Raw genomic sequence first — 13,387 nt, 5'->3', positions numbered from 1 at the left:
CCGGCACTACCGGATAAAGAAAAACGCCGCCCCGGGGGCGGCGTTTTCCGTTCTGCCTGTCTGCTTACTTACCGCCCAACCGCTCCCACAGGAAGCTGTAGGCCAGCGCCGACATGTGTGCGGCCTGCGCATTGTTGGCTGCACCGCCGTGGCCACCTTCGATGTTCTCGTAGTAGGTCACGTCCTTGCCGGCGTCGATCATCTTCGCCGCCATCTTGCGGGCGTGGCCCGGGTGCACGCGGTCATCGCGGGTGGAGGTGGTGAACAGCACCGGCGGGTACTTCTTCTTCGCGTCGAACAGGTGGTACGGCGAGAAGGTCTTGATGAACGCCCAGTCGCTGGTATCCGGGTTGCCGTACTCGGCCATCCACGAGGCACCGGCCAGCAGATGGCTGTAGCGCTTCATGTCCAGCAGCGGCACCTGCACCACCACCGCACCGAACAGTTCCGGGTACTGGGTCAGCATGTTGCCGGTCAGCAGGCCACCGTTGCTGCCGCCCTGCACGCCCAGGTGCCTGGCGCTGGTGATCTTGCGCTTGACCAGATCGCGTGCCACCGCGGCCATGTCTTCATAGGCCTTGTGGCGGTTCTGCTTCAGCGCCGCCTGGTGCCAGCGCGGGCCGTATTCGCCGCCGCCACGGATGTTGGCAACCACGTACACGCCGCCCTTCTCCAGCCAGGCGCGGCCCATGCCACCGGAGTAGCCCGGGGTCAGCGAGATCTCGAAACCACCGTAACCGTACAGCAGGGTCGGGTTGGAACCATCCAGCTTCATCGCCTTGTCGTGCACCACGAAGTACGGCACGCGGGTGCCGTCCTTGCTGGTGGCGAAGTGCTGCTCGATCACCTTGCCCTTGGCATCGAAGAAGGCCGGCATGGTCTTCAGCGTTTCCGGGGCCTGCCCGATCTCGGCCAGCGCCAGGGTGGTCGGGGTCAGGTAGTCGGTGGCGGTCAGCCACACCGCGTCGCTGTCGTTGCTGTCGACCGCAGCCACGCCCAGCGTGCCGAAGGCCGGCGCGCCGACGAAGCGGCTGGTCTGCCAGCCATTGGCGCCCGGGGTCAGCACCGACAGGCGGTTCTTGACGTCATCCAGCACGTTCAGCACCAGGTGGCTCTTGGTCCAGGTGGCGCTGGCCAGCGAGGTGGTCGCGGTCGGGGTGAACAGCACGTCGAAGTCACGCTTGCCGGCCAGGAAGTCATCCAGCCTGGTCGCCAGCAGAGAACCGGACGCATAGGTCTTGCCACCCACGGTCCACGGATCACGCAGCTCCAGGGTCAGCCACTGCTTGTGCAGGCCCTTCTCGGCCGAGTTCGGCGCATCGATCTTGGTCAGCGTGCCATCGTCGCCACGCAGGTAGATCTCGTTGTTGTAGAACGCCAGCGTGCGGCTGACCAGGTTGCGCTCGAAGCCCGGGGTGTCATCGTGCATCGCCGCGATGTACATGTCTTCCGGCTTGCCTTCATACACCACGCTGGCGGAGGCCATCGGCGTACCACGCTTCCACAGCTTGGCCACGCGCGGGTAGCCGGAGGTGGTCATCGAGCCGGCACCGAAGTCGGTGTAGACGAATACGGTGTCGCGATCGATCCAGTTCAGGCCGCCCTTCGACTCCGGACGGAAGAAGCCGTCCTTGATCCAGGTCTTGTTGGCCAGGTCGAACTCGCGGGTCACGTCGGCGTCGGCACCACCGCGCGACAGCGCGATCAGGCAGCGGCTGTAATCCGGGCGCAGGCAGTCGGCGCCGTGCCAGACCCAGTTCTCGCCCTCGGCCTTGTTCAGGGCATCGAGGTCAAGCACGGTCTCCCACTGCGGCGAGGCCTTGCGGTACTCGGCCAGCGTGGTGCGGCGCCACAGGCCACGCTCGTGCTGCTGGTCCTTCCAGAAGTTGTAATAGTAGTCACCGATCTTCTGCACGGCGGGAATCTTGGCATCGGAGTCGAGCACCTCGCGGATGCTGGTCTCCATCTGCTTGAAGGCCGGGGTCTGCGCCAGGCGCGCCTCGGACTTGGCGTTCTGTTCCTTGACCCAGGACAGCGGCTTGTCGCCGGTGACGTCCTCCAGCCAGGCGTAGCGATCGGTGTCTTCAGCAGCCACGGCGGTCCCCACCGAGGCAGCGGTCATCATGCCAGCCAGCAGGCAGGCGGAAGCGAGTCGAGACATTGCAGCTCCAGGCAGTCATAAGCCGTGGAACGCTAGCATGGATCGCTGCAGCCGCCCCCGTGTCGAAGGTCAGGCCGTGGCCGTAGCGCGGCGGCGACGGCGGGGCGTCCCGGCGGTGCGACGATGTGCCTGTCCACCGGTGCGACGGGCCAGCCGCAGCCACGACAGGCGCGGCACAGGGAAGCGCAGCAGCGCCCACCAGGCCACCAGCGGCATGCCCACCAGCCACATCGGCAGCCAGCCCAGCCAGGCGTTGCTGCCGCGCGCGGCTGGCCAGACCAGTACCAGCGCCAGGCCGGCCAGGGCCACCTGCTGCACGCTGCGCAGCAGGCGCGGATCGGCGCGTTCAATGATGACGCGTTCAGTTGCAGGGCGGCGGACGGAACGTGCGTTCATGGGGCTTCTCCGGTGGACAATGCAACACAGCTTGGGCAAGGCCCTTCTCACAGGTTGCGACACCATTGACGGATCGCGCACGCTCAGTCGACCATGCTCAGGCAAAGCCCTCCTGAGCCCGCTCCCGCATGACTTCGATCCGCCCGCTCTGCGCCATGCTGTTGGCCCTGTCCCTGGCGGGCCCCGCCGTGGCCGCCAGTGAGCCGCCATCGCCCCGCGCCAGCACCCCGCGCGCGACCGACCCGGATGCGCCGATCGACCTGAAGCGCTTCATGGGCACCTGGTACGTGATCGGCCGCGTGCCGAACTTCATCGAACGTGGCCATGTGGCCAGCGTCAACGACTACGAACTGCGCGACGAGCACAAGGTCGGCATCACCTACCGCTACCGTGATGGCTTCGGCGAACCGCTGCAGGAAGTGCGTGCCCGCGCCAGCGTCGACCCGGACAGCGGCAACCACGGCTGGCGCACCTGGTTCTACCGCGTCGTGCCTACCCATTCGCGGGTGCTGGAAGTGGCACCGGATTACTCGTGGGCACTGATCGGTTACCCGGGCCGCGAGATGGCCTGGATCTTCTCGCGTACGCCGGACATGGACAAAGCCCTGTACAAGGAGCTGGCCGAACGCCTGCGTGACGAGTACGGGGTGAACACCGACAAGCTCAAGCGCGTGCCGCAGCACCCGGAGCAGGTCGGGAAGCTGGGTTACGAAGTACCGAACGTGCGTTGACCGCACGTGGGATTGCCGGCCAGCGGCCGGCACTACCCGAACAAGATGCCGGGCGCCGCCCGGCATTCTGTTATCTGCGGCTGTAATGCGCGACCAGGCGGTCGCCGAGCATCTGCAGCAGCTGCACCAGGATCAGCAGCAGGACCACGGTGACCAGCGCCACGTCGGTGTGCGAGCGCTGGTAGCCGTCGCGGAAGGCCAGGTCGCCAAGGCCACCGGAACCGATCGCACCGCCCATCGCGGTGAAGCCGATCAGCGCGACGGTGGTGACCGTTGCGCCAGCGATCAGGCCCGGGCGCGCTTCCGGCAGCAGCACGCGGGTGACCAGCTGCCAGGTGGTGGCTCCCATCGCCTGGGTCGCTTCGATCACGCCACGGTCCACTTCGCGCAGTGCGGTCTCGACCAGGCGCGCGTAGAACGGCGCGGCACCGATGACCAGCGGCACGATCGCACCGCGTACACCCAGCGACGTCCCCATCAGGAACAGGGTGACCGGGATCAGCACGATCATCAGGATGATGAAAGGCACCGAGCGCAGCAGGTTCACCACCAGCGCCAGCACGCCATAGGCGAACGGACGGCGCTTCATCTGCGGTGCACCGAACAGGTAAAGCAGCACGCCCAGCGGCAGGCCGATGGCCAGGGTCAGCGGCAGCGAACCGAGCAGCATCAGCAGGGTGTCGATGGTGGCCTGGCCGATGTCGGCCCACTTGCCCGCGTCCAGGTGGCGGAAGAGTCCGCCGGCAGTAGCGATGATCATCGACGCAGCTCCTCAACATGCACGCCGGCGGCCACGAACGCGGCCTGCGCGGCGGACTGGTCGCCGCCCACCAGGGCGACCACCAGCTGGCCATACGGGGTGTCCTTGATCCGGTCGATGCGACCGGACAGGATGTTGTAGTCGACCCCGGTCTCGCGCGCGACGCGGCCGAGCAGGGGTTCGTAGGTGTCGCCACCGAGGAAGGTCAGGCGCACGATGCGGCCACCGACGGCATCGAAATCGCGGTGCAGCGTGCCCTCGTCCACATGCTCCGATTCGCTGACGAAACGGCGCGTGGTCGGGTGCTGCGGGTGCAGGAACACCCGGGTGACCGGACCGGTTTCGACCATCTGGCCGGCATCGAGCACCGCAACGCGGTCGCAGACACGGCGGATCACGTCCATCTCGTGGGTGATCAGCACGATGGTCAGGCCCAGCTCGCGATTGATCTTCGACAGCAGCGACAGCACCGAAGCGGTGGTCTGCGGGTCGAGCGCACTGGTGGCCTCGTCGCACAGCAGGATCTGCGGACGGGTCGCCAACGCGCGGGCGATGCCGACGCGCTGCTTCTGGCCACCGGACAGCTGCGCCGGATACTTCTGCGCATGCGCTTCGAGGCCCACGGTCTGCAGCAGCTCGGCCACGCGCGCGTCGATCTCCGTCTTCGGCGTGCCGGCCAGTTCCAGCGGGAAGGCGACATTGCCGGCCACCGTGCGCGAGGACAGCAGGTTGAAGTGCTGGAAGATCATGCCGATGCGCCGGCGCAGCGCGCGCAGGCCGTCCGCGTCCAGCGCGGTGACATCCTCACCGCCGATCAGCAGCCGGCCACCACTGGGTTCTTCCAGGCGGTTGATCATGCGGATCAGGGTCGACTTGCCGGCGCCGGAATGGCCGATGATGCCGAACACCTCACCGGCCTCGATGGTCAGGTCCAACGGTTGCAGCGCGCTGACTTCGCGGCCGGCAACGGCATAGGATTTGTGCAGGCGCTGGAACTCGATCACGGGCGTGGCTCACCGGCTGGGTGACGGAAGGGGGCGTGCAGCCTACCAGCGCAGGCGGTCGCGCGCCCGCGCCATGGCCCAGAATGTTATTCCTTTTGGTTCTAAGAAACTGTCCCCGGTAGTGCCGGCCGCTGGCCGGCACCTGCAGCGGTCCCTCCGGCGCAAGGGGTTGCCGGCCAGCGGCCGGCACTACCCCCGGGCTCAGGGATGATCCAGCGGCTTCGGCGGTTCCTGCCGGTTTACCCGCTCGCGATGCAGCAGGTACAGCCCCGAGGCGACGATGATCGCCGCGCCCACCCACGTATAACCGTCCGGCAGCTGGCCCCAGAAGGCCAGATCCCAGCCGATCACCCAGACCAGGCCGCTGTACTCCAGCGGCGCGATCATCGAGGCCTCGCCCAGCTGGAAGGCCTTGGTCAGGGCAATCTGTCCCAGCGCCCCGGCCAGGCCCATGCCAGCAATCAAAGGCGCGTGTGCCAGCTGCAGCGGTACCCAGCCGGGAATGGCGAGCAGGCCGGCGCCGATGGCCATGATCACCAGGAACCAGACCACCATCGACTGCGAGGTATCGGTGCGGGTCAGCAGGCTGACCGTGATCGCCGCCACGGCATAGGCCGTTGCCGCCGCCAGCACCATCAGGCCGGGCACCGAGATGAAGCCATCCACGCCCGGCCGCAGCACCACCAGCACGCCCACCAGGCCAATGCCGATGGCGACCCAGCGCCGCGGCCCGACCCGCTCGCCCAGCAACGGCACCGACAGCGCGGCGATCAGCAGCGGGGCAACGAAGTAGATGGTGTAGGCGGTGGACAGCGGCAGGTCGCGCAGGGCGAACACGAAGCAGCCGATCATCGCCATGCCCAACGCGCCACGCAGCAGGTGCAGGCCCCAGCGCCGCGGCACCAGCGAACGTGGGCCGGCACTGACCAGCACCCACACCAGCACGAACGGCAACGAGGCCGCACCACGCAGGAAAGTCACTTCCAGGGTGGGATAGCTGGCCGACAGCTGCTTCATGCCAGCATCCATCAGCGAGAAACAGGCGACCGCAGCGACCATCCAGGCCACCGCACGCGAAGGGGAGCGTTGCACGTTCATGGCCCATTATCGCCGACCGCACCGGATTGTAGGGCGGCCGCCGAGCATGGGCCGGGCTCCACAGAAAGCGGGCACGCGGGCCGGCACGATAGAATGATCGCCACTGAAACCTGCGGAGCACCGCCCATGCCTTCCTTCGACGTCGTGTCCGAAGTCGACACCCACGAGCTGACCAACGCCATCGACCAGGCCAACCGCGAACTGGCCACCCGCTTCGACTTCAAGGGCGTGGACGCAAAGTTCGAGCGCGACGGCGATGTCATCAATCAGTTCGCGCCGACCGAATTCCAGCTCAAGCAGATGAACGACATCCTGCGTGCTCGCCTGGCCGCGCGCGGCATCGACGTGCTCAGCCTGGAGTTCGGCGACATCGAGACCAACCTGGCCCAGGCCCGGCAGAAGATCACCGTCAAGCAGGGCATCGAGCAGAAGATCGCCAAGAAGATCGCGGCGGCCCTGAAGGACGCCAAGCTGAAGGTGGAAAGCCAGATCAACGGCGACAAGCTGCGCGTGCAGGGCAAGAAGCGCGATGACCTGCAGGACGCCATCGCCGTGCTCAAGGCCGGCAAGTTCGAGCTGCCGCTGCAGTTCAACAATTTCCGCGACTGAGCCACCTGCCGGGAATCCCCCGGCGCTGCCAGCCGCAGGTACGACGGCGCGTTGCCAGCGACGCGCCTACAATGTCGGCCCCGCCAGCCGACGTGCCCGCCATGACCGATTCCGACCTGCCCACCGATGACCCGATCACCGCCACCCGCCTGTGGCTGGAGCGCATCGTCATCGGCCTGAACCTGTGCCCGTTCGCCAAGGCGGTATACGTGAAGGACCAGGTCCGCATCGTGCTCAGCGATGCGACCACGACAGAAGCGCTGGTTGAACAGCTGGCCGAGGAGCTGGTGCTGCTGCGCGACACGCCGGCCGAGCAGATCGACACGACGCTGATCGTGCACCCGCAGGTGCTGACCGATTTCCTCGACTACAACGACTTCCTCGACAATGCCGATGCGGCGATCGAGGCACTGGACCTGCAGGGGATCCTGCAGGTGGCCAGCTTCCATCCGGATTACCAGTTCGAGGGCGTGGCCGCCGACGACGCCAGCAACTACACCAACCGCGCGCCCTTCCCCACCCTGCACCTGCTGCGCGAAGACAGCGTGGCGCGTGCGGTGGATGTGTATCCGGACCCGGACGTGATTGTCGAGCGCAACATCCAGACCCTGGACCGCATCGGCGTGGACGGCTGGCATCGTCGCCTGCGCGGCGAAGACCTGACGTGAGCACGGTGCCGCCGATTGCCGCATGGCCGGCCGCGCCACTGTCGGGCAAGGTGGTGCTGGTCACCGGCGGCGCCAACGGCATCGGTCGCGGTATTGCCCAGGCCGTGCTCGGTGCCGGCGGACGCGTGCTGATCGGCGACCTGGACAGGGAGGCCGGCCAGGCCTGCCTGGACGAATGGCAGCGCGGTGAGGATGCCGCGTTCCAGCGTTTGGACATCACCGACGAAGCCAGCGTGCGCGACTTCATCGCCGAGGCGCTGCAGCGTTTCGGACACATCGACGGGCTGGTCAACAATGCCGGCATCGCCGGGCCGCACGGCACGCGGCTGCAGGACATGGACTGGCACGAATGGCAACGCCGGCTGTCGTCGCTGCATGGCGCCTTCCTGTGCAGCAAGCACGCTCTGCCGGCGCTGACGGACAGTGCTGCGGGCGCGATCATCAACATCGCCTCCACCCGCGCCTGGCAATCCGAAGCGCACAGCGAGGCCTATGCGGCGGCCAAGGGTGGCCTGGTGGCCTTCACCCATGCGCTGGCGATCAGCGCCGGCCCGGCGGTGCGGGTGAACAGCATCAGCCCCGGATGGGTCGGTACCACTGCGTGGCAGGCACCCTCACGGCGCCATGAACCAGAGTACTCGGCCATCGACCACGCACAGCATCCAGTCGGCCGGGTCGGCCGCCCTGAAGATATCGGTGCACTGGCGGTGTACCTGCTGTCGTCGCTGTCCGGTTTCAGCACCGGCCAGGACTTCATCGTCGACGGCGGCATGACCCGGAAGATGATCTACGCCGAATGACCGGTCTTCGGTGGTGCCGGCCGCTGGCCGGCATTCCGGTAGATCCACGCCATGCGTGGATGGCGGTGAAGTGCCAACCAGGGTTGGCACCCACCACAACGGTTTACGCCATGCCCGAGTGGCGCAGCAGCGCGTCGATCTGCGGCGCGCGCCCACGGAAGGCCTTGAAGTTCTCCGCCGCCGGGCGGCTGCCACCGCGCGACAGGATCTCATCGCGGAAGCGTGCACCGGTCTCGGCCAGTGCCTGCGGCGCTTCCTCGAACGCCGCATAGGCGTCGGCACTGAGCACTTCGGCCCACTTGTAGCTGTAGTAGCCGGCGGCGTAACCGCCCGCGAAGATGTGGCTGAACTGGTGCGGGAAGCGGTTCCAGGCCGGCGGATGGTTCACCGCCACCTCCGCACGCACGCGATCGAGCAGCGCCAGCACGCTGTCCTGCGCCGGTTCGAACTGACTGTGCAACAGCATGTCGAACAGGCCGAACTCAAGCTGGCGCACCGTGGCCATGCCGCTGTGGAAGTTGCGCGCGGCCAGCATGCGCTCGTACAGCCCGCGCGGCAGCGGTTCGCCCGTGTCCACGTGCGCGGTCATGGCCTGCAGGTGCTCCCACTCCCAGCAGAAGTTCTCCATGAACTGGCTGGGCAGTTCCACTGCATCCCATTCCACGCCATTGATGCCGGCCACGCCCAGCTCACCGATGCGGGTCAGCAGCTGGTGCAGGCCATGGCCCATCTCATGGAACAGCGTGGTCACTTCGTTGTGGCTGAAGGTGGCCGGCTTGCCATTGGCACCGCGGCCGAAGTTGCACACCAGGTAGACCAGCGGCGTCTGCACGCTGCCGTCCGCGCGCACGCGACGGTTGCGGCAATCGTCCATCCACGCGCCGCCACGCTTGCCCTCGCGCGCATACAGGTCCAGATAGAACTGGCCGACCAGCGCGCCCTGCGCATCGACCAGACGGAAGAAGCGCACGTCGTCATGCCACACCGGTGCGCTGTCCTCCTGCACGCGCAGGCCGTACAGCCGCTCGATCACCGAGAACAGGCCGCCCAGCACCTCCGGTTCGGTGAAGTACTGCTTCACTTCCTGTTCGGAATAGCTGTAACGGGCCTGCTTCAGGCGGTCGGCGGCGAACGCCAGGTCCCAGGCCTGCAGGCTGTCGATGCCCAGCTGCTCGCGTGCGAACTGCTCCAGGTCGGCGCGGTCCCTGGCCGCGAACGGCTTGGCGCGCGCGGCCAGGTCACGCAGGAAACCCAGCACTTCGGCCGGGTCCTGCGCCATCTTGGTCGCTACCGAATAATCGCCATACGAATCGAAGCCGAGCAGCGCGGCCAGTTCAGCGCGCAGGGCGAGGATCCGATCGATGTTGCCGCTGTTGTCCAGGGACTCATCGCCGAATTCGGACGCACGCTGTGCGCTGGCGCGGTACAGGATCTCGCGCAGGTCGCGGTCCTCACCCCAGGTCTGCACCGGCAGGTAGCACGGCATCTGCAGGGTCAGTTTCCAGCCGGCCTTGCCGTCCTTCTGTGCTGCCGCATGTGCGGCGGCCTTCACGTCTTCCGGCAGGCCCTTCAGCCGCGCTTCGTCCTCGATGATCAGCGACCAGGCATCGGTAGCGTCGAGCACGTTCTGCGAGAACTTCGCCGACAGCGCCGACAGTTCTTCCTTGATCGCCGCGAAGCGCTGCTGCGCCTCCGGCGCCAGCTCGGCACCACCGAGGCGGAAATCGCGCAGGGTGTTGTCCAGCACCTTGCGCTGGGCCGCGTCGAATCGCGCCGCCTCGGCACTGGCGGCCAGCGTCTGGTACTGCCGGTACAACGCCAGGTTCTGGCCCAGCGCGCTGGCGAAGCGGGTCACCCGCGGCAGGTTGCTGTTGTAGGCCTCACGCAGTTCCGGGGTGTTGACCACGCCCTGCAGGTGGCCGACCAGACCCCAGGCGCGCCACAGGCGCTCGGTGGCGTCATCCAGCGGGGCAACGAAGGTCTGCCAGGTGACCGGCTGCACCTGCTCGGCGGCGCTGACGGCGGCTTCGGCCTCGGCCAGCAGCACGTCCAGCGCCGGCGCCAAGTGCTCGGGGCGGATGGCCTCGAAGCGCGGCAGGCCGGAAAAATCGAGCAGGGGGTTGGCAACGGTCACGGCAGATCTCCAGGGTACGGGCCCGGCAGGCGGGCAGCATGCAGGATATGGCGCTGGCAGGCGGGGCTGACAAGGGGGCACGGCCCGGCATTCACGTCGGCCTTACGGTCGCGCACCGAAGCTCTGGCTGCGGGGGAGTCCGCAGCGGTACGCACCGAACGAGGCCCTACATGGAAGGTCTGGCTGCAGTTGCATCCGCCTCACCGACCCGGTCACTGGCATTGTCCGCCAGCCCGGCCGAACTGACCTGGATCGCCGCATTGTGCGATGCCGGCGATGACGCCCCGCGCCATCTGCAGCAGTTGCAGGCAGTGCTGCAGCAGGGCGGCACGTTCAACGATGCGCAGGAGTGGTACCCGTTCGAGGTGATCGAACGCGGCGCCAGCCAACTGCGGCTGGGCCATGAGCGCGAGTTCGTGATCTGCGTGCTGCTGTGGCTGCAGGCGCTGGCCCAGGGCCGCGCCAGCATCCTGGACCCGAGCCTGCATCTGGATGATCGCGCGATGGACATCGAGGCCCTGCCCGATGCACTGCGCGACGCGGTGCTGGACGCGTTCACTGCAGCGGGATATTGAGCCACCCCGGCGACCGGGTAGAGTCGACTGTTAGTCGACTTTCGCGCGCAGCGCGGGATTTTCGCGACCTGAACCCGGAGCAGTCGACTAACAGTCGACTCTACCCAGTCGACGCACAGCCGGCCGTGCGTTGCCGCGTTACAACGCTTCCAGGCTGCACCACGGCAATTCGGGCAGTCCCTGCCCGGCCACCGCCGCCGCCAGTTGCGCATCGGCGCCGTCGACATCGATGCCCTGGCGCGCATACCACGACGGGTCGTAGTAGCTCTGTGCGTAGCGCTCGCCGCTGTCGCACAGGATGCTGACGATGCTGCCCTGGTGGCCCGCCTCGCGCATCCACTGCGCCGCCTGCAGCACACCGATGAAGTTGGTGCCGGTGGAGCCACCGACACGGCGGCCCAGCTGGCGGCTGACATGGCGCATCGCGGCCAGGCTCAGCGCATCGGGCACCTTCACCATTGCATCGACACTGGTCGGGATGAAGCTCGCCTCTACCCGCGGCCGGCCGATGCCTTCCACGCGCGAGCCACCGCTGCAGGTCAGGCCGCGCCAGTCCTGCTCACCGGCAACGGCGGCTTTGTAGCCATCGAAGAACACCGACACTTCCGGGTCCGCACAGAGGATGCGGGTGTCATGCCGGCGATAGCTGACATAGCGGCCCAGCGTCGCTGCGGTACCGCCGGTACCGGGGCTGCACACGATCCATTCCGGAACCGGGCTGGGCTCTTCGGCCATCTGCTTGAAGATGGACTCGGCGATGTTGTTGTTGGCACGCCAGTCGGTGGCGCGCTCGGCATAGGTGAACTGGTCCATGAAGTGGCCACCGGTTTCACGGGCCAGCTTTTCCGAATCACAGTTGAGGTCGCAGGCACGTTCGACCAGGTGGCAACGGCCGCCGTGGAACTCGATCGCGGCGATCTTTTCAGGCGAGGTGGAGGCCGGGATCACCGCAATGAACGGCAGGCCGAGCAGCCGCGCGAAATAGGCTTCGGACACGGCGGTCGAGCCGCTGGAGGCCTCGATCACCGGACGCCCTTCACGCAACCAGCCATTGGCCAGCGCATACAGGAACAGCGAGCGCGCCAGCCGGTGCTTCAGGCTGCCGGTGGGATGGCTCGACTCATCCTTCAGGTACAGGTCGATGCCCTCGAACCCTGGCAGCGCCAGCGGGATCAGGTGGGTATCGGCGGAACGGTTGAAATCAGCTTCGATCTTGCGGATGGCGGCAGCCACCCATTCACGCTGCGACATGGCGGGCAATCGTTGTCAGGACGGAACGGTGCGATCCGGCCATTGTACGTCGCAGTGCCGCCAGGTGCTGGCCGGTAGAATGGCGCCATCCGGCCGGCAACGGCCCTGTCTGAAGGACCTCCCCCATGACCATTCCCGCCCTGCGCGATGTTCCCGGCGTCGCCGCCCAGGCCCCGGCCGAAACCATCGGCTTCGTGTTCAACCACACCATGCTGCGGGTGAAGGACATCACCGCCTCGCTGGACTTCTACACCCGCGTGCTCGGCTACCAGCTGATCGACAAGCGCGACTTCCCCGAGGCCCAGTTCAGCCTGTACTTCCTGGCCTACCTACCGGCCGGCGCGGTGGTGCCGGAAGACGACGCCCAGCGCCGCGTGTGGATGGCCGGCCTGCCGGGCGTGCTGGAACTGACCCACAACCATGGCACCGAAACCCAGGACGGCGCGGTCTACCACGACGGCAACAGCGACCCGCGCGGCTTCGGCCACATCTGCGTGTCGGTGCCGGACATCGAGGCCGCCTGCCAGCGCTTCGAGGATCTGGGCGTGACCTTCCAGAAGCGCCTGACCGACGGCCGCATGAAGAACCTGGCTTTCATCAAGGACCCGGACGGCTACTGGGTCGAGATCATCGCCAACGTCTGACCCGAAAAGGGGACGGAGGGGATTAAGTCGTTTCTGGCATTATTGGACTGGAAGCGGCTTAATCCCCTCCGTCCCCTTTTTCTGCGAGGTTCGTATGGAAACGATGGAACTGCACCGCGGCCGCCTGATCGACCACATCCAGCTGGTAGTGCGCGATCTGGCGGCCAGTCGCCGCTTCTACCAGGCGGTCTTCGATACGATCGGCATCCCGATCGCCGGTGAAGGCGATGACTACTTCTGGGCCGATGAGCTGTTCATTTCCAGCGCCAGCAGCACGGCCGCCGCCGGCCAGCTGACCGGCCGCCACCATCTGGCCTTCCAGGCCCGCGACAGCGCCACCGTCGATGCCTTCCATACCGCCGCGATCGCCGCCGGCGGCACCGACAACGGCGCGCCCGGTGAACGCCCTTACCACCCGGGCTACTACGGTGCGTTCGTGCTCGACCCGGATGGCAACAACATCGAAGTGGTCTACCACGGCCCAGCCAACTACAGCGCCGACTCGGTGAAGGTCACTTTCTGATTTCACCGATGCCGTGAACGAAGAAGCCGGGCA

14 protein-coding genes are annotated in these 13,387 nt (G+C 67.0%); 7 read left to right on the top strand and 7 right to left on the bottom strand.

Going from position 1 to position 13,387, the window contains the following annotated elements; translation table 11 throughout:
• Positions 1-64 precede the first annotated feature (64 nt).
• Both AC5P99_RS18725 and AC5P99_RS18720 read right to left on the bottom strand, forming a co-directional pair.
• Positions 65-2,161 (bottom strand): prolyl oligopeptidase family serine peptidase, encoded by a 2,097-nt coding sequence (locus AC5P99_RS18725; RefSeq protein WP_033834526.1) that lies wholly within the window; start codon positions 2,159-2,161, stop codon positions 65-67.
• 69 nt (positions 2,162-2,230) lie between these two features.
• On the bottom strand, positions 2,231-2,557 hold the full coding sequence (locus AC5P99_RS18720; RefSeq protein ID WP_024957062.1) for a hypothetical protein: 327 nt from the start codon (positions 2,555-2,557) through the stop codon (positions 2,231-2,233).
• 128 nt (positions 2,558-2,685) lie between these two features.
• Between AC5P99_RS18720 and AC5P99_RS18715 the strand changes: the two genes are divergently transcribed.
• Complete coding sequence (locus AC5P99_RS18715) at positions 2,686-3,288, top strand: lipocalin family protein (RefSeq protein ID WP_005411103.1); 603 nt, start codon at positions 2,686-2,688, stop codon at positions 3,286-3,288.
• Between the two features lie 70 nt (positions 3,289-3,358).
• On the opposite strand, the gene AC5P99_RS18710 is transcribed toward AC5P99_RS18715, so the two are convergent.
• From AC5P99_RS18710 to AC5P99_RS18700, 3 genes are all read right to left on the bottom strand, one after another.
• On the bottom strand, positions 3,359-4,048 hold the full coding sequence (locus tag AC5P99_RS18710; protein WP_495213422.1) for a methionine ABC transporter permease: 690 nt from the start codon (positions 4,046-4,048) through the stop codon (positions 3,359-3,361).
• Positions 4,045-5,052 carry a methionine ABC transporter ATP-binding protein gene (locus AC5P99_RS18705; protein ID WP_005411105.1) on the bottom strand — a complete coding sequence of 336 codons (1,008 nt, stop codon included), beginning with the start codon at positions 5,050-5,052 and terminating at the stop codon, positions 4,045-4,047. The genes AC5P99_RS18710 and AC5P99_RS18705 overlap by 4 nt, the downstream gene beginning before the upstream one ends.
• A 201-nt stretch (positions 5,053-5,253) precedes the next feature.
• Positions 5,254-6,150, bottom strand: coding sequence for a DMT family transporter (locus AC5P99_RS18700; RefSeq protein ID WP_005411106.1), 897 nt, complete (start codon positions 6,148-6,150; stop codon positions 5,254-5,256).
• 126 nt (positions 6,151-6,276) lie between these two features.
• Here AC5P99_RS18700 and AC5P99_RS18695 point away from each other — a divergent pair, with 126 nt between their 5' ends.
• The 3 genes from AC5P99_RS18695 (at position 6,277) to AC5P99_RS18685 (ending at position 8,227) form a co-directional block, all read left to right on the top strand.
• Positions 6,277-6,759 (top strand): YajQ family cyclic di-GMP-binding protein, encoded by a 483-nt coding sequence (locus AC5P99_RS18695; RefSeq protein ID WP_005411107.1) that lies wholly within the window; start codon positions 6,277-6,279, stop codon positions 6,757-6,759.
• Positions 6,760-6,860: 101 nt separating this feature from the next.
• Positions 6,861-7,427 (top strand): DUF1415 domain-containing protein, encoded by a 567-nt coding sequence (locus AC5P99_RS18690; RefSeq protein WP_005411108.1) that lies wholly within the window; start codon positions 6,861-6,863, stop codon positions 7,425-7,427.
• The gene (locus AC5P99_RS18685; protein ID WP_012481308.1) at positions 7,424-8,227 is read left to right on the top strand and encodes an SDR family oxidoreductase; all 804 of its coding nucleotides are present in this window, start codon (positions 7,424-7,426) and stop codon (positions 8,225-8,227) included. Before AC5P99_RS18690 ends, AC5P99_RS18685 begins: the two co-directional genes overlap by 4 nt.
• A 103-nt stretch (positions 8,228-8,330) precedes the next feature.
• Here AC5P99_RS18685 and AC5P99_RS18680 read toward each other — a convergent pair whose 3' ends face one another.
• The gene (locus AC5P99_RS18680; RefSeq protein WP_495213421.1) at positions 8,331-10,361 is read right to left on the bottom strand and encodes a M3 family metallopeptidase; all 2,031 of its coding nucleotides are present in this window, start codon (positions 10,359-10,361) and stop codon (positions 8,331-8,333) included.
• 170 nt (positions 10,362-10,531) lie between these two features.
• Here AC5P99_RS18680 and AC5P99_RS18675 point away from each other — a divergent pair, with 170 nt between their 5' ends.
• On the top strand, positions 10,532-10,936 hold the full coding sequence (locus AC5P99_RS18675) for a hypothetical protein (RefSeq protein WP_099605138.1): 405 nt from the start codon (positions 10,532-10,534) through the stop codon (positions 10,934-10,936).
• Between the two features lie 138 nt (positions 10,937-11,074).
• On the opposite strand, the gene AC5P99_RS18670 is transcribed toward AC5P99_RS18675, so the two are convergent.
• On the bottom strand, positions 11,075-12,187 hold the full coding sequence (locus AC5P99_RS18670; protein ID WP_005411112.1) for a PLP-dependent cysteine synthase family protein: 1,113 nt from the start codon (positions 12,185-12,187) through the stop codon (positions 11,075-11,077).
• A 125-nt stretch (positions 12,188-12,312) separates the two neighbouring features.
• Here AC5P99_RS18670 and gloA point away from each other — a divergent pair, with 125 nt between their 5' ends.
• Both gloA and AC5P99_RS18660 read left to right on the top strand, forming a co-directional pair.
• Positions 12,313-12,831 carry a lactoylglutathione lyase gene (gene gloA / locus AC5P99_RS18665; protein ID WP_495213420.1) on the top strand — a complete coding sequence of 173 codons (519 nt, stop codon included), beginning with the start codon at positions 12,313-12,315 and terminating at the stop codon, positions 12,829-12,831.
• Between the two features lie 94 nt (positions 12,832-12,925).
• Positions 12,926-13,354, top strand: coding sequence for a VOC family protein (locus AC5P99_RS18660; protein ID WP_005414534.1), 429 nt, complete (start codon positions 12,926-12,928; stop codon positions 13,352-13,354).
• Positions 13,355-13,387 lie beyond the last annotated feature (33 nt).

Source organism: Stenotrophomonas sp. YJH_SMC_80, from assembly GCF_059372495.1.
This window is presented reverse-complemented; position numbering and strand designations above follow the sequence as displayed.